9 protein-coding genes are annotated in these 20,934 nt (G+C 62.8%); 1 reads left to right on the top strand and 8 read right to left on the bottom strand.

Going from position 1 to position 20,934, the window contains the following annotated elements; genetic code table 11:
- Positions 1 to 183 precede the first annotated feature (183 nt).
- Positions 184 to 1,578: an MATE family efflux transporter gene (locus AC4PCC_RS20040; RefSeq protein WP_492125690.1), complete on the top strand. Its 1,395-nt coding sequence runs from the start codon at positions 184 to 186 to the stop codon at positions 1,576 to 1,578.
- Positions 1,579 to 1,644: 66 nt separating this feature from the next.
- On the opposite strand, the gene AC4PCC_RS20035 is transcribed toward AC4PCC_RS20040, so the two are convergent.
- The 8 genes from AC4PCC_RS20035 to AC4PCC_RS20000 all read right to left on the bottom strand — a co-directional run bounded on the left by AC4PCC_RS20035 (position 1,645) and on the right by AC4PCC_RS20000 (position 20,916).
- Complete coding sequence (locus AC4PCC_RS20035; protein WP_492125689.1) at positions 1,645 to 2,247, bottom strand: MaoC/PaaZ C-terminal domain-containing protein; 603 nt, start codon at positions 2,245 to 2,247, stop codon at positions 1,645 to 1,647.
- 76 nt (positions 2,248 to 2,323) lie between these two features.
- Entirely contained in the window at positions 2,324 to 3,031 is a 708-nt protein-coding gene (solJ, locus tag AC4PCC_RS20030) for a solanimycin biosynthesis MBL-fold hydrolase SolJ (RefSeq protein ID WP_492125688.1), read from the bottom strand.
- On the bottom strand, positions 3,024 to 4,301 hold the full coding sequence (solI, locus tag AC4PCC_RS20025; RefSeq protein WP_067710175.1) for a solanimycin biosynthesis cytochrome P450 SolI: 1,278 nt from the start codon (positions 4,299 to 4,301) through the stop codon (positions 3,024 to 3,026). Before solI ends, solJ begins: the two co-directional genes overlap by 8 nt.
- Positions 4,294 to 9,177: an amino acid adenylation domain-containing protein gene (locus tag AC4PCC_RS20020; protein WP_492125687.1), complete on the bottom strand. Its 4,884-nt coding sequence runs from the start codon at positions 9,175 to 9,177 to the stop codon at positions 4,294 to 4,296. The genes solI and AC4PCC_RS20020 overlap by 8 nt, the downstream gene beginning before the upstream one ends.
- Entirely contained in the window at positions 9,174 to 12,665 is a 3,492-nt protein-coding gene (gene solG / locus AC4PCC_RS20015; protein WP_492125686.1) for a solanimycin non-ribosomal peptide synthetase SolG, read from the bottom strand. Before solG ends, AC4PCC_RS20020 begins: the two co-directional genes overlap by 4 nt.
- Before the next feature lie 103 nt (positions 12,666 to 12,768).
- The gene (locus AC4PCC_RS20010; protein WP_492125685.1) at positions 12,769 to 18,582 is read right to left on the bottom strand and encodes an amino acid adenylation domain-containing protein; all 5,814 of its coding nucleotides are present in this window, start codon (positions 18,580 to 18,582) and stop codon (positions 12,769 to 12,771) included.
- Positions 18,579 to 20,564: an ACP S-malonyltransferase gene (gene fabD, locus AC4PCC_RS20005; protein WP_492125684.1), complete on the bottom strand. Its 1,986-nt coding sequence runs from the start codon at positions 20,562 to 20,564 to the stop codon at positions 18,579 to 18,581. Before fabD ends, AC4PCC_RS20010 begins: the two co-directional genes overlap by 4 nt.
- 70 nt (positions 20,565 to 20,634) lie before the next feature.
- Complete coding sequence (locus AC4PCC_RS20000; RefSeq protein WP_492125683.1) at positions 20,635 to 20,916, bottom strand: acyl carrier protein; 282 nt, start codon at positions 20,914 to 20,916, stop codon at positions 20,635 to 20,637.
- Positions 20,917 to 20,934 lie beyond the last annotated feature (18 nt).

Genomic DNA, 20,934 nt, shown 5'->3' with positions numbered 1-20,934 from the left:
GGGGGCACATGCCGACGCTATCTGGGCTAATGCGACAGCGCCCTCATAAATGCATTTAGGATCAATAACGCATTCAGTAGTGGCAATTTATCAGAAATACTTCAATATTCATGAGGTTTACTGCTGCTCCGCTCGCCACCGTGCGGGGCGATTCGCTACTATTACAGGTTAAGGAATTGACTCTTGGCTTCCGCCGTTACTGACAATGCACCGAATACTCTGCTGGAAGGATCGATACTGCGCTCCCTGCTGAAAATCGCCATACCGGTTATTTTATCTAATCTTTTACAGTCCGGGTATATCACGGTGGACGCGTTCTGGGTCGGGCGGCTGGGCGATAAGGCCGTGGCGGCGATCTCGGTCAGTCAGCCGATCTTCTTTCTGGCTTTTGCGATGGGAATTGGCCTGAGCGTGGCCGGATCGACGCTGGTGGCCCAGTGCATCGGTGCCGGTCTGCAACGTCTCGCCGATGAGATCGCCGCTCAGGTGCTGCTGCTGGCGTGGCTGTTTGCGCTTCCCGTCTCGCTGGCGGGCGAGCTGCTGGCCCCGTGGATCCTGCACCGGCTGGGCACCGAGGCGGATGTGATGGCCGCAGCGCTCAGTTTTTTGCGCATTACCCTGGGTGGTCTGGTCTTTACCTTTGGTTTTTCAATGCTGCAATCACTGATGCGCGGAGCAGGCGAAGTGCGTATCCCGCTGTTAATCACGCTCGGCACGCTGATCCTTAATGCGATTATCGCGCCGCTGTTTATTTTTGGCTGGGGCATTATCCCCGCCTTTGGCGTGACCGGCGCGGGCATCGCCACGCTGATCAACCAGTGCCTTGCGATGGGGGTAGGGCTGCTCTTTGCGCGCTATGGCCGGGTGGGGATCACCATTCACCTGCGGGCGATGAAGCCCCGGCTGGAAACCATCAGCCGCGCATTTCGCCTCGGGCTGCCGTCATCCATTGAGCTGGTGACCTATGCGCTGAGCGCCAACGTGATGATGTTTATGGTGACGCTGCTGGGCACGGTGGTGACCGCGTCCTACGGGGTGGTAAACAATATTAATGCGCTGGTTATCGTCCCGGCGATTGGCATGTCGATAGCCACCTCTGCGCTGGTTGGGCAGAACATCGGGGCCGGGCAGTTTGAGCGCGCGCGCGCCATCGGACGCCTGAGCGCGATCATTTCGTTTTGCGGACTAAGCGCCGTCGGCCTGCTGGCGTTTGTCTTTGCGCCCTCTCTTATCGCGTTCTTTACGCCCGGTCAGCAGAGCATCATCCATTATGGCTCGCAGTTCCTGCATACGATTGCCCCCAGCTACGGGTTGATTGGCCTGCAAATGGCGCTCTGCGGCACCTTCCGGGCGGCAGGGCGCACCATGACCACCATGACGCTGGCAATGATTTCGCAGTGGCTGGTTCAAATCCCGCTGGCGTGGGTACTGTCGCACAATACCGCGCTGGGTATTGCCGGGCTGTGGTGGGCCTTTCCGCTCACCAACCTGTTTATGGCGGTGATGACCATCCTGTGGTTTAACCGAACGGACTGGCAGAACACGCAGGTCATCAAATACGCGACCGCAGACGAGTAGCTTCGCTGACGATCGCGCGGGCTGATATTGCTGAGATTAACCCGCCGCGTCTCTGCGGCCGATGGGCTATTTCAGGATCAGCAGGTTCCCCATCAGATCCTGACGCAGCCGGTTGTCCTGCCCGAAGGTGCAGATGTGAATTTTCACTCGTGCCCTGTCCAGCCGCAGCGGACAGGGCGCAATCTCGGTGATTTTAGCTTTAATACGCAAAATATCGCCGGGCCGCGTCGGCCTTGGCCAGCTAATTTTTTCCACCCCGGTCCCGATAATGCCGTTCGCCAGCGGCAGACTTTTTACCAGCAGATTCATGGTAATTCCCACGGTATGCCATCCGCTGGCGGCCAGGCCATTAAAAATAGAATCCCTCGCCAGCTCGTCGTCCATATGGAAGGGTTGGGGATCGTATTTTTTTGAAAATTCGATGATTTCATCTGCGCCGACGTAATACTCAGCGCTGTGAAACACCTGGCCTACGGTAAGATCGCAAAAATGCAGCCGGGGCGGGGCGGGGTCAGTCGCCGCCGCCAGACCTGCTGCCGTCACCGGGTTTCTCGCTGTCGCCGCACTCCCTGCCGCCAGCGGGTTTCCCGTGGTCGGCGCACTCCCCGTCGCGCCGCAATTACCACGGCCTGAAGCCATTTTTACCGCATTTTCCCCACGTATGTTCACGATCAAAACCCCTTAAAAGTATCCCCTAAATAACCACGCGTAATACCGCTGCGCACTGTTTGTTGCCCGCCCCCTGCTATGAAAAGGCCATCCAGCCCGCCTTTGACTGTCCCGGGCGCAGGCGAAAGTTGGCAAACACCTCCGCGCTGCTAAACGATAAATAGAGGTTAAAATCAAACATCTTTTCAAAGGTCAAACCCGGTGGCTGCACGTAGCTGTGCCCGGGGTAAATGCGTACCCCGCCGGGCAGGAGCGTCTTAAGTCGCTCCAGGCTCGAATACATGCTCTCTGCGGCGGCGCGATCGGGGCACAGGCCACACCCCTCGATAAACAGCGTATCGCCGGTAAAAAGCGCCTGACCGATCCAGTAGCAGGTGCTGCCGGGCGTATGGCCCGGCGTGATAATGGGGCGGATCGGGATGCCCCCCACTTCCCAGGCGCACTCTCCGAAAGTGCGCATAGTGGGAACGCGGAATCCCGACGACTCCGCTTCCTGATGTGAGATCCACACCGGGCAGCGATACCGTTCGGCCAGCGGTGCGGCCAGATCGGTATGATCGGGATGGGCATGGGTGATCAGGATCCCCGCAAGCTCTGCGCTGGCCGCCTCCATCGCCCGTTCATAGGCCGCCATTTCCCACGCCGGATCAATCAGTAATGCCTTTCCCGTGCGCGGATCCAGCACCATATAGCTGTTATTAATAAAGGGGTCACGACTCACCTTGATGGTGGTGATCGTCACCTCTGCGGCCGGGTTTAGAGGGTCACTTTCAGGCTTATTCATGGATAATTACCGGCAGACTCTCAAAGCCGTGCAGAAAGTTGGAGTAGTTACGCGCAGGCTCGCTCAGGACCTCAATACGCCTGAAGCGCCTGAGGATCTCCTGCCAGATAACCGTTAGCTGCATCTCGGCAACCCGGCTGCCGACGCAGGCGTGTACCCCCACGCCAAAGGAGAGATGTCGGCGAATCCGCTCCCGGTCAATACAAAAGGTATCGGGATCGTCAATGGCCGAGGCGTCGCGGTTGCCGGACAGATACCACATCACCACGCGGTCACCCTCGCGGATCGTTTTGCCGCGTATCTCTACATCCCGCGTTGCCACGCGGCTCATAAACGAAATCGGCGTCTGAAAACGCAGGGTTTCCGAAATCATCGGCAGCATCAGCCTGGGATTGGCCCTCAGCTTCGCCAGCTCCTGGGGATACTTGTTCAGCCAGTACAGGCTGGCGGAGAGGGTGTTTCGCGTGGTGTCGTTACCGCCGATAATCAGCAGAACAAGGGTGCCGCGAAACTGCTCCAGCGACATGTCGCGCGTCTCCGGGTGATGGGCGAGCATCGAGATCAGGTCATTCCCGGGCGGCGCATGACGGCGCTGCTCCCACAGCGCCTCAAAGGCGTGATAGCACTTAATGGTCTCTTCGGCCTTGTGCTCCCAGCTCTTAACCGGGCCGTGCCCCGGCTCGGCCATCAGCATATCTGACCAGAACGTTAATTTGCGGCGATCCTCAAACGGGAAATCGAACAGCGTCGCCAGCGCCGTTGCCGTCAGCTCCTTGGAAACCCGATCCACCCAGTCAAAAGGCTCGCCGACCGGCAGCGCATCCAGGATGCCGCCCGCCCGCTCGCGCAGCAGCGGTTCCATGGTCGCCAGCATTGAAGGCCCCATGCCGGGTGCCACCGCCTTGCGATGCCGGGTATGCTCCGGCGGATCCATGGTGATAAAGCCGATGCTTTTTCGCCGCTCATGGCCCAGCGCTTTTAGCGCGGCATCAAGCTTGTGCTTCTCTTCAAGCGATTTGAGATCGATATTATGCGTGGACGTAAAGTCGCGGTGGTTGGTGCCCACCGCCCGAATGTCGTCCCACAGCGTCAGCGACCAGTAAGGCCCGAATTCACTTTCGGCGGTGAAATGCACCGGATCTTCGCGGCGTAAACGCGCGAAAACCGGCAGCACGGTATCACTGGCGAAACGATCCCTGCGCGCCGGGTTAAGCTGCGCCAGCGGGATGGCATTGATATCCTCCGCCGCAGCCGGTGATTGCTCAGTCATGTTCACTTACCTGTTGATTGAAGGGGGATAAAACCGGTGTCTGACCCGCTGCCGTCGAAGAAAGGGGCGTCGCGCGGCCCGCGACCGCCAGCCGTGAAAGGGGGCTGAATGGGGCGTCGGCGACGGCGGCAAGCGTGGCAAGAAAACCGGCCGCCATGCGCTCCGCCGTCTCACGGGTGAAGAGGTCGGTTGCGTACTCCATAATCCCCTCCATGCCGAGCGCCTCACCCGTCGGGGAGAGGTTTTCAAACAGCGTGTAGTAGATATCCCACTTGGCGTTACCGCTGTGCGCAGGCAGCACGCTGGCCTTCAGTCCGGGCACATTGAACAGGGCCGGCGGCGTATTCTGGAGGATCAGCATGGTCTGGAAGAGTGGATAATGCGACGGTGAGCGCACGGGCAGCAGCTCGCTGACCAGTTTCAGGTAGGGAATATCCTGGTAGTCATACGCGGTCAGTGCCTGGGTGCGCACCCGATCAAGCACCTCGTTGACCTGCGGGTCACCCGAGGTATCGACGCGCATCACCCACTGGGTCAGGAAGCAGCCCACCAGATCGTTAAGCGCTTCATCGCTGCGTCCGGCTGAAATCGCGCCCAGCGGGATATCGTCGCCCGCGCCCAGCAGGCTGTACCAGATGCCCAGCGCGGCCTGCAATACCATCGACAGCGTCATATTACGCTCGCGCGCCAGCCCGGCCAGACGCTGATGCAGCGCCGGGGTAACCGACAGCGGCAGCATGTTGCCGCGATAGCTCGGTTTGTCCGGGCGGGGGTGATCCAGCGGTAAATTCAGCGTGGCGGGCAGGCCGTTAAGGGTATGCTTCCACCAGGTCAGCTGCTGCGAAAAGAGGCTGGCGGCATCATCGGGATCGCCAAGCAGCCTGCGCTGCCAGACCGCATAGTCGGCATACTGTACGGGAAGCGGCGGGAATGCCGGTGCCTTACCGGCCAGCCGCGCCTGATAGGCGAGGGTGAGATCCCGCGTCAGCGGTGCCAGTGAAAAGGCGTCGCAGGCAATATGGTGGTGCAGCAGTACCAGAATATGGGACTGCGGCCCAAGGCGCAGCACGGAAGGGCGGAACGGCAAATCCACCGCCAGATCAAACACCGAAGTGATGGCGTCAAACACCGCCTGTTTTGCCTGCTCTGGCGCAACGTCGGTACAGGGAATGGTGAGACTGATGTCGGTAAAGGGGACGACGAGCTGCACCGGCTGGCCCTGCACCGCCGCAAAGCGGGTGCGCAGCGTTTCATGACGCTCCACCAGGTCACCGAGCGCGGCCCTGAGCGCAGGCAGATCCAGCTCGCCCTCCAGCGCGACAACAATCGGCGTATTCAGCGACGCGTTATCGCCACGGGTATTTTGCCCGACCCACATCAGCTGCTGGCCATAGGAGGCCGGGAGCGGATCGGGACGCGGATCCAGCCGACGCACCGGCGGACGAACCTGAGCCTGGGCGTTGAGCTGCCCGGCAAGGCGCGCCACCGTCGGGTGCTCAAACAGCACCCGTACCGACAGCTCCACGCCGAGCCTGGCGCGAATACGACCAATCAGGCCGGTGGCGAGAATAGAGTGGCCGCCCAGCGCAAAGAAATCATCATCAATCCCAATCTGCGGCTGCTCAAGCAGTTCGGCAAACAGCGCGCAGAGCACCTCTTCGCGCTCGTTGCGCGGCGCACGCTGTATTCTGTCGCGAATGTCAGCGGCGGGCAGCGCTTTGCGGTCGACTTTACCGTTGGCGGTCAACGGGAACCGATCCAGGGTCAGGATACGCGCAGGCACCATATAATCAGGCACACGTTCGGCAAGCCAGGCCTGTAACCCGGCTTCCGCATCCGACCGCTCCGGCGCAACCACCCAGGCGATAAGACGCTTGCTGCCGTGATGATCCACCGCCAGCACCAGCGCTTTCTCCACGTCGGGGTGGTCAGCCAGCTGCGCCTCTATCTCACCCAGCTCAATGCGAAAGCCCCGCAGTTTGACCTGCTGGTCGTTACGCCCGATAAACAGCAGGTTGCCGTCCTCCTGATAGCGCACCAGATCGCCGGTGCGGTAGAGCCGCGCCTGGCGGTCGGCGACAAAGGGATCGGCGATGAAGCGCTCGGCGGTCAGCGCCTCCTGATGCAGATACCCCAGCGCGACGCCGTCGCCGCCAATATACAGCTCACCGACCGCGCCCAGCGGCACGGGATGGCGATGGCTGTCCAGCACGTAGACGCGGGTGTTGCCGATCGGACGCCCGATGGGAATGCTGGCGGCACCGGCTGTCGCCTGCTGAACGGGAAAGGTGGTGGCAAAGGTGGTCGTTTCGGTCGGACCATAACCATTAATCAGCCGGGCGGGTCTCGCCCCGCGCAGCACCTGAGCGATGATGCCCGGATCCAGCGCGTCGCCGCCGACAAAGAGATTCTCCAGCTGTGGCATCACCGGGGCCAGATCGCGCCAAATCTGGTTAAACAGGCCCACGGTCAGCCACATCTGATTCACGCGGTGCTGCTTCAGCGTGCGAACCAGCGCGGGGGGCGAGAGCAGCGTATCGCTGTCGATCACCACGCAGCTGCCGCCGTTGAGCAGGGGTGCCCAGACCTCCAGCGTACTCGCGTCGAAGGCCGGGTTAGCGGCCAGCGCCATGCGATCGCCTGGTCCAAAATCGGCAAAGCCGTTATTGATCGCCAGCCGTGCGATGGCGCGATGTGGCACCAGCACGCCTTTCGGCAGGCCGGTAGAGCCGGAGGTATACATTATACAGGCCGGGGCCGTCGCGGAACACGCCGCAACCGGCGGCGCATCGCTGGCGCGGGCCACTTCCGGGCCGTCGGCGTAGAGAACCGGCAGGGCAATCGCCTCCACCTTTTCCTGCTGCGCGTCAGTAATCAGCAGTCGGGCGGCGCAGTCTTCCGCCATCCAGCGCAGGCGCTCGCCCGGCGCCTGGGGGTCCAGCGGGGCACAGGTGGCCCCCGCTTTCAGGACCGCCAGCAACGCTGCCAGCAGCGCCCGGCTGCGCGGTAGCAGGATCGCCACGAAGTCGCCCGGCACCACGCCCTGCGCGACGATCGCCTGTGCCAGGAGGTTAGCCTGCCGATCCAGCTGGCGATAGCTTAGCGCGATCTCGCCTTCGAAAACCGCAGGGGCGTCTGGCGTGCGCGCCACCTGCTGCGCGAACAGCTGGTGGACCGTCTCATTCGCAGGCCAGGGCCTGGCCGTCTGATTCCACCCGACCAGCAGCCTGCGACGCTCGCGGGCAGGCACGATGTTCATCGCGTGCATCGGTTGGGCGGGGGCGCTATCCAGCGCATCGGCCAGGCTGCTCAGCGCCTGCTGAAGATAGCCCGCCAGGCGCGCTGCCGGAAGCGGTGCCGCGGCAAGCACCTCCAGACGCAGCAGCTCGCCAAAATCATCGACGGATACCGTCAGCGGATAATCGGTGCGCTCCTCAAAGCCTTTCCACTCGACCGCATCGCGCTCACCGGCGGGCGTCGCGTTTTCACTCTCCCGCTGGCGGTTGTGACGATAGTTAAACAGCGTCGTGAACAGCGGCGTGGGCGGTGCAATCCCGCTGCATCGCTGCGCCAGGCCGAGGGACGCATGCTCATGGTTAAGCAGGGCGGCCAGACGGCGGTGCGTTATGCGTACGCTCTCCTCAACCGGGATATCCCCCAGATCAAGGCGAATGGGCAGCGTATTAATAAACGGCCCCATAATCTGATCGGCGCCTTCGCCCGCCTGCAACCGCCCCAGCAGCACGGTGCCAAACACCACGCTGTCGCTGTCGGCTGACCGCGCCATCACCTGTCCCCAGGCGAGGTGGCAGATGCTGCCCATACTGACGCCAAGACGGCGTGCGTGCGTGCGCAGGCGCGCAACCACCGCCGGGTCAACGTCCTCACGCTGCGCGACCACGCTGGCGTGATCCACTCCGGCGCTGGCCAGGCCAAAAGGCAGGGTTGGAGCGTCGATATCGCCCAGCATCTCGGTGAAAAAACGCGTCTGCTCTGCATCAGAGGCGCTGCTGCGCACCTTAGCAATTAAACGGCGAAACGGCTGCGGCGGCGGAAGCAGGCCGCCCCGGCCCAGCATAAAGGCGGCGATCTCCTGGATCATGATCTGCATCGAGGTGATGTCATCGATCAGATGGTGCTGCATCATCAGCATTTCAAAGCGGCCGGTCTGCGGATCCTGCGCGGTAAAGAGATTCAGCAGCGGGGCCTGGGTGAGATCGACCCGGAAGTGCGACGGATCGTACCGACTGACCAGCTGATCCATAATCGGCCCGTCGGCAGGATCGAGCAGCACTTCGGTGACCCGCACCCTCGCCTGGCGCAGAACGACCTGCGCGGGCGTGGACAGTCCCGTCCAGAAAAACGCCGTGCGCAGAATGTCGTGCCGCTCCACGGTCCGCTGAACGGCCCCGACGTAGTGCGTCAGCACGGCACGGTCGGTCAGCGACACTTTGGCGAACTGCAAATAGGGGTCGCCCGTCTCGTTCATCTGGTGCAGAAAGAGGATGCCTTCCTGGAGCGGCGTCAGCGCGTAGATATCCTGCACGTTGGCCAGACCGCCCGGCACCTGGGCAAGCAGATGGTCAATATCCTGCTGGGTAAGATCAATCAGCGGCAGCTTCTCCGGGGTAAGCCGGGTCATCTCCGCCGTGATGCGGTTAGCCGGGACGCCGGAACCCTGGCCCCCCGCCCGCGTGGAGAGCGGTTTCCCCTCGCGCAGCAGGGCGACCAGCGCCGCCTTGTGCTCCCGCAGCGCATCTTTGATCGCCGGGGTTAAAGCCCCCTTCGGGGCTTTGATAACCAGTGACTCACCCTCGAGGCTCAGCGCGATGCTGGCCTCGTCGAGGGCGGTTAAGAGTGGATCCAGATGACTCATAGTCTCATCTCATCGAGTTCAATGGTGCGGGCAGAAAGCTCGGCCAGCGTTGGACTCTCGAACAGGGCGCGGATCTCGGTACTTAAATCGCGCTGGCGCAGCAGCTCCATCAGCTGCACCGCCAGCAGCGAGTGGCCGCCCAGCTCGAAGAAATTGTCATGACGGCCTACGCGCTCAACGCCCAGCAGCGTCTGCCACAGCTCAGCCATGGCAATTTCGACGTCGCCTTCGGGGGCTTCAAAGGTGCGGCGGCTGAATGAGGCATCATCCGGCAGCGGTAGCGCCTTGCGATCCAGCTTGCCGTTGGCGGTCAGCGGCAGCGCGTCCAGCAGGACGAACGCCGCAGGCACCATATAGTCCGGCAGCTGCGCGGCAAGGGCGGTACGCCACCGGGCGATGCGCACCGGCGTGTCGAGCTCCCCGGCTTCGCCCTCTACTTCCGGCACCACATAGGCCACCAGACGCAGCTGGCCCTGCACATCATCGCGGGCCACGACCACCGTTTCACGAACACCGGGCTGATTCAGCAGCGCGGCGTCAATCTCGCCCAGCTCGATGCGGAACCCACGAATTTTGACCTGATTGTCGTTGCGCCCCAGGTACTCGATATCGCCATCGGCCCTATAGCGCGCCAGGTCGCCGGTGCGGTACATCCGCGCGTCAGCCTGCGGCGAGAAGGGATCCCGCAGGAAGCGTTCTGCGGTCAGGTCAGGGCGGTTGAGATAACCCCGCGCCACCCCGACGCCGCCTATATACAGCTCACCCGTTGCCCCCTGCGGCACCGGACGCTGGTGTCCGTCGAGCAGATAGATGCGCAGGTTGGCGATGGGGCGACCGATTGGCACGCTGGCAGACGAAGGCATATCCCGCGGGCAGGTCCAGGCGGTGACGTCGATGGCCGCCTCGGTAGGGCCATAGAGATTATGCAGCTGCGTGTCCGGCAGTACGCTGTGACAGAGCTGCACGCTGGCGGTGCTCAGCGCTTCACCGCTGCACATAATCTGACGCAGGGAACCGCAGGCGGCGGCATCCCCGCTGTGTAAAAACAGGTTCAGCATCGAGGGGACAAAGTGGAGGGTGGTGATACGGTTCGCCTGAATCACCTGCGCCAGCGCCTGAGTGTCCCGATGCGCGCCCGGCGGTGCCATCACCAGCGTTGCACCTGCCGAGAGCGGCCAGAAAAACTCCCATACCGAAACGTCAAAGCTGAAGGTGGTTTTTTGCAATACCGCATCGCGATCGTCGAGCTGATAGGCCTCCTGCATCCATTGCAGTCGGTTGATCAGCCCGCGATGTTCGTTCTCCACCCCTTTTGGCTTACCGGTTGAGCCGGAGGTGTAGATCACATAGGCCAGGTTTCGCGCGGTCAGTCCCACCGCCTCCGGTGGCAGCGGTGAAGCGGGCAGGGATGACCCGGCCAGCTGCGCGGCATCCAGACTGAAGGTGGCGATATTGCGGGTGTTGAGCGCTGCCGTAGCATCGCGGCCGCGATTGTCGAGCAGCAGCAGCTTCGGCTGCGCATCTTCCAGGATCCAGGCGAGGCGATCGACCGGATAGTCCGGATCGAGCGGAACATAAGCGCCCCCCGCTTTCAGAATGCCCAGCAGGCCAATCACCATTTCAACGCTGCGATCGAGGCAGAGCGCGACGCGATCGTCCGGCCTCACCCCCTGCTGGTGGAGATAGTGCGCCAGCTGATTCGCCCGCGCGTCCAGTTCGGCATAGGTGAGCTGCTGGTCTTCACAGCGTACCGCCGTGGCGGTCGGCGTCAGCCTGACCTGCGCCTCGAACATCTGATGGGTGTATGTCACCTGCGGATAAGGCCGGGCGGTATTATTCCATTCGTTTAGCAGCTGCTTACGCTCGGCGTCAGGCAGAATGGCGATCTGCTGAATTGGCGTATGCGGCGCATCATCCAGCGCCCTGGCGATACTCTCAAGGGTCTGCTGCATATAGGCGAACAGGCGCTCGGGGTCGAGCGACTCCACCACCTGCACGTTCAGGCCCAAACCATCGCCATAATCGTCCACCGACAGGGTAATCGGATAGGTGGTGCGCTCCTCAAAGCCATCCCACTGATCCGCGCCCGGCGAGGCGAAGTCCAGCGCGGTGCTCTCAGATTCGCGGTTATGGCGGTAGTTAAGCAGCGTATTGAACAGCGGGGTGGCACCAGAAATACCGCTACAGCGCAGCGCCAGCGCCAGCGAGGCATGTTCATGGCTGAGCAGTTCCGCCAGGCGCTTGTGGGTGGTGCGCACGCTCTCCTCGACGCTGGCACCCGACATATCCAGGCGCAGCGGCAGGGTATTGATAAACGGCCCCATAATCTGGTCGGCCCCTTTCCCGGCGTGCATGCGGCCAAACAGGATGGTGCCGAAAACCACCGCGTCCTGCCCGCTGATACAGGCCAGCACCTGGCCCCAGGCGAGATGGCAAATGCTGCCAAGACTGACGCCAAGCTGGCGGGCCTGAGCGCGCAGGCGGTCGTTCAGGCGCTGCGGCACCTTACGCGTGACCTCGATAATGGCGGAATCGTCGAGCATATTGACCAGGCCGTAGGGCGCGGTGGGCTCTTCAATATCGGACAGCGTGCTGCGGAAATAGCGCTCATGCTCTTCCGGCGTCTTGCCCAGGCGCACCTGAGCGATCAGGCGGCGGAAGGGCTGCGGTTCGGGCAGCATCGCCCCCCGTCCCGCCAGGAAGGTGTGAATTTCAGCGGAGAGGATCAGCACTGAGGAGATGTCGTCAATGAGATGATGCAGCAGACGGTACATCTCCCAGCAGCCCTGACGCTCGTCCCAGGCAACAAACGCATGCAGCAGCGGCGGCCTGGCGAGATCCAGACGGTAGTGCTGCGGGTCAAAGCGGCTGGCAAGCTGTTCGGCAGCCGGGCCGTCGGCGGGGTTCAGTTCGACCTCGTGGACGTGCAGGCTCGCCTGCCGCTGTACCACCTGGCAGGGGGTGGAGACGCCTTCCCAGTAAAAGCCGGTGCGCAGGATATCGTGGCGATCGATAACCTTCTGCACGGCGGCCAGATAGCTGTCGACCTTTTCACGGCTGTCAAAGGTCATCCTGCCGGTTTGCAGGTAGGGGTCGCCCTTGCTGGCCAGCATATGGTGGAAGAGGATCCCCTCCTGAAGCGGGGCCAGCGAATAGATATCCTGAATATTGCTCACACCGCCGCGCACCTGGTCAACGACGTAGTCGATATCAGACTGGGTAAAGTCGATCAGCGGCAGCATACCGGGGACGATCGCCTGGGTATCCGGGGTTATCTTGTTGGCCGGTACCACCACCTCAAAGGCATTGGACAGCCGTTTGCCGTTGCGCAGCGCATCAATAAACGTCGGCTTATGCTCGCGCAGGGCGCTTTTTATCTCGCTGGTCAGGGCACCTTTCGCCGCCGTGATAACCAGATCGTCGCCGTCCAGCGAAATCGAGATCTTAGCTTCCTCAAGCGCAAGCAGTAACTGGTCGAAATCGCTCATGCCTGTTTATTCCTTTTAATATTCATGGGGTTATTTCTGCTCTCATCATGCAACGTTAGGAAGCGAGTACGCTCGCGGGTCAAAAATGCTGGGATCAGGGTCTTCATAAGCGCGTCTCCGTCAGCTCAACGGTTCGGGCCGCGAGGTCGGCCAGAACCGGGGTATCGAAAAGCGTGCGTATCTCGATGCTCAGCCCGCGCTGGCGCAGCTGTTCGAGCAGCCGCACGGCCAGCAGCGAATAGCCGCCGAGTTCAAAAAAGTGATCCTGCCGTCCCACCTGCTCCACGCCGAGCAGCGTTTCCCAGATGGCGGCCAGGGTGGTTTCCATCGCGCCCTGCGGTGGCTCGTACGCGCGTCGGGCAAAGGCGGTATCATCCGGTAGCGGCAATGCGCTGCGATCCGTCTTGCCGTTGGGGGTCAGCGGCAGGGCGTCGAGCGTCACGAAGGCCGCCGGCACCATATAGTCCGGCAGCGCCGCCTGTAGCCAGTGGCGTAGCGCCAGGCGGCTGAACGGCACCCGATCTCCGTCGGCCTGGGCCAGCACCGTATAGGCCACCAGCTGCGGCTGGCCGCCGGTATCGGGTTGGGTTACCACCACGGCGTCACGTACGCCAGGGTAGCTGAGCAGGCGGGCTTCGATCTCCCCCAGTTCAATGCGATGCCCGCGCAGCTTCAACTGGTGGTCGGCGCGGCCCAGGTAGACCAGTCGGCCATCCGGCATAAATTTTGCGAAGTCGCCGGTGCGATAGAGTGACGCGCCGGTGGCAAAGGGATTGGGGATAAACCGCTCCGCCGTCAGATCGGGGCGCTGATGATAGCCGCGCGTCACGCCCTCGCCGCCGATATACAGCTCGCCCACCGCCCCGGCTGGCACCGGCTCGCCGTGCGCGTCCAGGAGATAAACCTGGGTGTTGGCGATCGGATGACCAATCGGCTGGCTGAACAGCGCCACATCCTCTGCCTTTACGCGATTACAGGTTGACCAGATGGCGGTTTCCGTCGGCCCGTAGAGGTTCCACAGCGACGCCCCCCAGGCATAAAGGCGCGTGGCGAGATCGCTCGGCAGCGCCTCGCCGCCGCAGAGAATTTTCAGCTGCGGGCAGGGGGCGGCGCGGGTATCCAGCAGCGCACGCCAGGTGGTCGGCGTGGCCTGCATAAGGGTGATGTCGGCGGTGGTCAGCAGATGATGCAGCGCCCAGGGGTCCATCCCCTGTTCGCGGCTGGCCAGCACAACGGCTGCGCCGGTCATCAGCGGCAGGTAGAGTTCCAGCGCGGCAATATCAAAGGAGATGCTGGTGACGGCAAGCAGCCGATCCGCGGGCGTCAGGGTAAACAGCGTCTGCATGGCGGTGAGGAAATTCACCACCTGGCGATGCTCCACCATCACCCCTTTTGGCCTGCCGGTCGAGCCGGAGGTGTAGATCACATAGGCCAGATGGCGGGCGTTCAGCGTCTGCACTTCCGGGCAGGTGACGGGCAGCGTAGACCAGCGATCGCCATCCTGTGCCAGGTCGACCAGCCTGACGCTCGCCGTCTGCGCCGTCTGCGCCGTCGCGAGAAGCTCGCGCCCGCGTGCATCGACCATCAGTACGGCGGGCGCGGCATCCTCAAGGATCCAGGCCAGCCGCGCGGGGGGATATTCCGGGTCGAGCGGCACGTAGGCCCCGCCCGACTTGAGCACCGCCAGCAGTGCGACCAGCATTGATTCACTGCGCCCGGTGCAGACCGCAATACGCGTATCCGGCGTGACCCCCAGCGATATCAGGTAGTGCGCCAGCCGGTTCGCCCGCTGGTTAAGTTCATCGTAGCTGATCCGGCACGCCCCCATTTGCAGGGCGAGAGCCTGGGGCTGGCGCGCGGCCTGCCGCTCAAACAGCTGGTGGACGGTGGCATCCGTCGGGAAGGGCGCGGCCGTATCATTCCAGGTTTCCAGCAGCCGCTGACGCTCCTCCGGCGGCAGAATGTTCAGTCCGCACACTGGCGTGTGGCAGGATGCTGCCGCAGGCGGGGCAATGCCCCCGGCTTCCAGCGCCGCTGCCAGGCTGAGCAGGCTCTGTCGGTAATAGCCAAAAATGCGCTCTGGGCAGAGGGTGCCGACCGCCTGCACGTTAACGGTAAACCCATTGCCCGCGTCATCGACGGAGAGAGTCAGCGGGTAGTGCGTGCCTTCGGTAAAACCGTGCCAGATTGCACCTCCCTGCTCGAGAGTGCCGGTCACGCTGGTCTCTGTGGGACGGTTGTGGCGATAGTTGAAAAGGGCGCTGAACAGCGGCGTGGGGGCCGCGATACCGCTGGCCTGCTGGGCAAGCGACAGGGGCGTCTGCTCATGATCCATCAGCCCGGTCAGGCGTGCATGGGTTTGATGGACGGCGCTAACGGCGTCCACGCCGCCCAGGTCGAGCCGCAGCGGCAGCGTATTAATGCACGGACCCATAATCAGCTCGCCGTCCGCCAGCTGCATACGGCCGGAGAGAAGGGTTCCGAAAACCACGCTGTCGCGGTTGCTGGCGGCCGCCAGAACCCTGGCCCAGCCCAGATGGCACAGGCTGCTGACGCTTACGCCCAGATGCCGCGCCCGTTCGCGCAAACGCGCAGCCAGGGGGGCCTCAAGCGCGCGGCTGAACTCAACCAGCCGCTGCCCGTCAGCATGGCCGCTTTGCAGATCAAACGGCATCGTCGGTTCATCAATATCCGCCAGCAGCTGCGCAAAAAACAGCTGCTGACGCCGGGCATCATCGTGCAGCCGCAGCCTGGCGACCTGCTGACGGAACTGCCGGGCGGGCGGCAGTGCGTCGCCCTGGCCGTGAAGAAATACCTGAATATCGGCGAGCAGAATTTGCAGTGAAAAGATGTCATCCACCAGATGGTGGATGGAGAGCAGCATCTCCCAGCGGGCCTCTGTCGGGTCGTAAGCCACCGCGACGTGCAGCAGCGGGGGCCGTGACAGGTCGATGCGGTTTTCCAGCGGATCGATGAGGGACCTGAGCTGCGCCACGGCGGGGGTATCGGCAACCGCGCTCAGCTCGGTGACGTGCAGCCGTGCGCTGCGCAGCACCACCTGCGCGGGCGTTTCCAGCCCCTCCCAGATAAAAGCGCTGCGCAGGATGTCATGTCGGTCAATCACCCGCTGGATCGCCGCCAGATAGCGCTCCAGGGTATCCCGCCGGGTAAATGAGAGATGGCCCACCTGGAGATAGGGGTCGCCCTGCTCATTCAGCAGGTGATGGAACAGAATGCCCTCCTGTAGCGGCGTCAGCGCATAGATGTCCTGAATGCTGGCCACGCCGCCCGGGGTCCGGGCCACAATCAGGTCAATCTGCCGCTGAGTGAGATCGATAAGCGGCAGCAGATCGGGGGTGATCACCGTCGTTGAGGGAGTAATCAGCTCAGGCGGCAGGACATCACCCAACGGCACCGCCTCCTGCTGACGGATACGTCCGGCCAGGTCCGCCAGCACCGGGTAAGCAAACACCGTTTGCACGTCGGTATGCAGGTTCTGCTCACGCAGCCGGGCGGAGAGCTGCATCGCCAGCAGCGAATGGCCGCCCAGCCTGAAAAAGTGATCCTGCCGTCCCACCTGGCGGATGCCGAGCAGCGACTGCCACAGATCCGCCAGGGTCGATTCGATACCGGCTCCGGGCGCCTGATAGTCCTGGCGTTCCCGGTCGTTCTCTCCCGGCGCGGGCAGGGCTTTACGGTCAATCTTGCCGTTGGCGGTCAGCGGCAGCGCGGGCATCAGGACAAACGCCGCCGGGATCATATAGTCCGGCAGCCGGGTCGCCAGCTCCTCGCGCCAGCGGGCGACCGGAGGCTCTCCGTCGGCTGACGCCGGCACAACCCAGGCCACCAGGCGCATCTCCCCGTCTGCGGCCGGAAGGGCCAACACCGCGGCCTCACTGACCGTTGCAAGCGCGGCAATCTGCGACTCGATTTCACCCGGCTCCACGCGGAACCCGCGCAGCTTGATCTGGTGGTCACGTCGCCCGATGAATTCAATGCGGCCATCGTCCAGCCAGCGGCCGGTATCGCCGGTGCGGTAGACCTTTCCGCCGCTTATCCAGGGATCGGCAATAAACAGTTCTGCGGTCAGCGCCGGGCGATTGATGTAGCCCGGTGAAACGCCTTCGCCGCCGATCCAAATCTCACCGGTGAGGCCCGGCGGGCAGAGCTGGCCCATGCTGTCGACAATATAGAGGCGGGTATTGGCAATCGGGCGGCCTATGCTCAGGCGGTTATCCCCGCCCTGCTCAAAGCCCTGCATCCACGCCGAGGACATAATTGTGGTTTCGGTCGGGCCATAGCCGTTGATATAGCGGCAGCACCCGCTCCACTGTGCGATCAGCTCGGCGGTGGGGGCCGAACCGGCGGTCAGGATGGTCATGCCCTGCGGCACGCGGGCCGGATCCAGCTGACGCAGATAGGAGGGAGGAAAGGCAGAAAAACGAATAGCGTTGGCGACCATGTACGCCATCAGATCCGGCGGATTATGGATCAGCGCATTCGACAGCAGATGCAGCTCGCAGCCGCGCGTCAGGGTGCCGAAAATTTCGCCCGCTGACGCATCAAAGGTGTAGGGCGCGAACTGGGTGATCGCCTCTCCGGCGGTGAAAATGCCGGTGCTGTCGCACCAGGCGCAGAAGTTAATCAGGTTGCGGTGGGTGATCTCCACGCCCTTCGGGGTGCCCGTGGTACCTGAGGTATAGATGATATAGGCCGGGGTGTGCGCATCAACGGCGTCCCGCGTGTTCACCGCGATTTCTTCCTGCGTCTCTTCGGCGTAGTCATCGACAAACAGCAGGGTGTGGGCGTCATCAGCGGCAAAATGTGCCCGGTCGGCGCGGCGCGTCAGCGTCCAGTTGACCTGCGCATCACGCAGAATAAACGCCCGCCGTTCGGCAGGCGCGTCCAGTCCTACCGGCACATAGGCCGCGCCGAGTTTGATTATCCCCAGCATTGCGGCGATCAGCTCCGGCGTTTTCTCCATGCTCAGGGCCACGCGCTCGCCCCTGACCACGCCGACGCGGCTAAGCCCTGCTGCAATCTGCCCGGCACGGTCGGCAAGCTGGCGATAGCTGAGACGGAGATCGCCCGCCACCAGCGCCGTCGCCTCGTTGCGGGCCGCGGCCTGTGCCGCAAATAGCGTATACAGCGAGCAATCCCGCGCGATATCCAGCCCGGTTGCGTTCCAGTCATGGATCGCCCGCGCCGTTTCTGCCGCGTTCAGCAGCGACAGCTCGCCGACCCGTTGCCCGGCGTCCTGCACCATGTTGGCGAGGAGCTGCTGCACACGCTCGAGAAGCATGCGCGCCCCGTCTTCGCTGAACGCCTCCCGGTCATAGCGCAGCGTCAGCGACATTGACGCCCCGGTATGCAGGGTAAGGTGGAGTGGCGCAGTGCTGGCGATGCCGTGGGGTGCTGGTAGCGGATCGTTATGCAGTGGCGCAGTGCTGGCGATGTCGTGAGGTACCGGAGGCTGGCCGTACAGTGCTTCGGCGCGGCTTCCGTTCCCGATGCTGACCCGCGAGGCGTAACGCATCGGCTCCTGGACCCCGTCGGCACGGTCCGGCAGCCCATCGGCGCTGCTGGCACGTCGCGGCGGATAAGGACGCAGCTGCGCGTCAATCTCCTGTAGCCATTCGGCCAGCGGACGGTTTGCCTCCGGACGCAGGCGCAGCGGGCTGGTCCCCGCCGTACCGGCAGCGGGATAGCCCAGGATCACCTCATCCTCGCCGCTATACTTGCTCAACAGCAGGCCCCAGGCGGCGATCAGCAGGGCGTCCAGCGCCATAGGTTCAGGATGCGCCAGTGCGCTCAGCGACGCCCGCAGCGCAGGCGACACCGGCATCGTCAGCAGCGGCATTGTTGTGGAGGAACAGGACGTATTCTGTCCGAAGGATGGATTCTGCTCGAAAGTCATGCGCCTTGCTCCCTCTCTGACCAGCCCGACAGGCTTTTAACGCTGTTCACCAGGGCAGAAACCGTTTCAACGTTTCTGCCGAACTGGTTGATCGCCGCGCGGTGCTGAAGACGGTCGGCAAAGCCATATTTAAGAAAGGTCGACAGGGTGCCCGCCGGGCCAAGATCGATGAAACAGGTATTCTCCCGTCCGGGCATCCCGTTGACTAAGCCATAGAAATCAGCCGGTTCCCGTACCACCCGCCAGAACCGGTTGCTGTCCCAGCGCTCAACGGACGTCCCCTGCATGGCCGAGTAAACCGGCAGTCGGGCCGGGTGGCAGGTCAGCGTGTGTGCAAAGGCGCAGAACGCCTGCTCAATGGCATCAACGCCCGACGAGTGAAAGGCGTGTTCAACCGGCAGCAGCAGCGAGACGATCCCCTGCTGGCTCAGGCGCTGTTTTACCGCCAGCAGGCTTGCCCGCTCGCCGCTAACCACAAAGTTTTTCTGGAAGTTAATGCTGGCCAGCTCACTTCCCTGATAAATTTCGGGGTGCTGGTGGAAGTGCGTCACGGGGCTGAGGACGCTTAGCATGCCGCCGTCCTGCGCGTGCTCTTTCAGCAGGCTCGCCTGGCACACCACCATATTCATCGCATCCTCAAGGCTGAGTACCCCGGCCACGGTCGCCGCGACGTATTCGCCCAGGCTGTAGCCCAGCACGTCGTCAGGTTCGATCCCTTCGGCCTGAAGCAGGCTGGTCAGACTGAAACCGAGGCTGAACAGCGCCGCATGGGAGAGCATCACATCAGAGAGTGGATTTCGCCGCCGGGCCTCGTCATAGAGCGGTGCCAGCAGGCTGCTGCCGGTATGCTGGCGAAACCGGGCATCACACCTCTCCATGGCGCTGCGGAACGCGCTGTTTTGCTGATAAAGTTCCAGGCCCATGCCGTAATACTGCGATCCCTGCCCGCTATACATAAACACCAGGCGTGGCCTGCCCGGCACGGCGTTGGCATCCGCTGCCGCTGGCTGCGTCGACTGGGCATTCGGTGCTGCTGCGCCCGCTGGCTGCGTCGACTGCGCACCCGGCGCTGCTGCGCCCGCTGACTGCGTCGACCGCGCATTCGGTGCTGCTGTACCCGCTGGCAGTACCATCGGCTGCGCTTTGATTTTTGCGAACAGCTGGGTCAGTACCTGACCCGGACCGATCTCGCTCTGCTCGACGTCACCCTGCGCCAGCAGGCGCGAAAGACTCTCGTACCAGCGCACCGGCTGGCTTATCTGCCGCGTCAGCAGCGGCAGATAATCAGTCTGCGGATAGGGGAGGGACGTGTAGTTGGAAATCACGCGCGCCGTGAGCGGATGAAAGGTAAAGCCCGAGGCCGCCTCGCTGAACTGCGCTTCGATATCGCGCATATAGCGCGAGTGAAACGCGGCGCTGACGTTCAGCTTCACAAAGCGCGCCCCGGCCCCGGTGAACAGCGCCTCACAGCCAGCGATATCGTCGTACAGGCCAGAAATCACCGTCTGCTGTGCGCAGTTTACGTTGGCGATATCAATGCCGGAAAAGGATGAGGAGGCCAGCAGTTCAGCCACCTGCTGCCGATCGATGCCGAGGATCGCCGCCATTGCGCCGCGCGGTGCCGCTGACATCAGCGCGCCGCGCGCCTTCACCAGCGCCACGCCGGTAGCAAAGTCAAAGGCCCCGGCGGCGAACAGCGCGGCAAACTCACCCAGGCTGTGGCCCGCGTAGGCGTCAGGCAACATCAGGCCCGCTTCGCGCTTTGCCAGAAACCCAAGCGCGGAAACTGCAAAGAGCGCGGGCTGGGTGAATGCGGTTTCGTTCAGCACGCCCTGCGGGTCATCAAGGCAGAGCTCGCGCAGCGAAAAGCCGAGCACGCTGTCGGCTTCGTCGACCCGCGTGGGAAAACGATCGAACAGCGCCTTTCCCATCCCTTTATGCTGCGATCCCTGACCGGGAAATACCCAAATTGAAGAAGACATGAGTCGCCTATTACCTTTTCCCAGAATAATAACCAGGCGCTGCCTGGTTATTCCGTCACTAGCCTGTGGCTCAGGACCCGAATGCAGAGGCTTGCGCCTCCGCAGGCAGGTGCTGTTGAATAACCCGAATCAGGTCGCCCAGCGTGTAGATATCCCGCTTCTCGCCATCATTGACTCTGATGTTTAGCTGCTTCTCGATGCCGTACCAGGCTTCGAGCATCTCCACCGAGTTCACCCCCAGCTCACCGCCGAGGAATGACGCCATATCCACCGTTTCGGGCGTAAAGCCGGTCTTCATAATCTCGTTGATGATGTCGAGCACTACGGCCAAAAGCTCCTGCTGACTGCGCATTTCAATCCCTCTTTATCA

Source organism: Erwinia sp. L03-1, assembly GCF_058686115.1.
This window is presented reverse-complemented; position numbering and strand designations above follow the sequence as displayed.

Coding starts and splice junctions, on each gene's coding strand:
- solJ (WP_492125688.1), bottom strand. CDS start 3,031: ATGAATAAGCCTGAAAGTGACCCTCTAAACCCGGCCGCAGAGGTGACG.
- solI (WP_067710175.1), bottom strand. CDS start 4,301: ATGACTGAGCAATCACCGGCTGCGGCGGAGGATATCAATGCCATCCCG.
- AC4PCC_RS20020 (WP_492125687.1), bottom strand. CDS start 9,177: ATGAGTCATCTGGATCCACTCTTAACCGCCCTCGACGAGGCCAGCATC.
- solG (WP_492125686.1), bottom strand. CDS start 12,665: ATGAGCGATTTCGACCAGTTACTGCTTGCGCTTGAGGAAGCTAAGATC.
- AC4PCC_RS20010 (WP_492125685.1), bottom strand. CDS start 18,582: ATGACTTTCGAGCAGAATCCATCCTTCGGACAGAATACGTCCTGTTCC.
- fabD (WP_492125684.1), bottom strand. CDS start 20,564: ATGTCTTCTTCAATTTGGGTATTTCCCGGTCAGGGATCGCAGCATAAA.
- AC4PCC_RS20000 (WP_492125683.1), bottom strand. CDS start 20,916: ATGCGCAGTCAGCAGGAGCTTTTGGCCGTAGTGCTCGACATCATCAAC.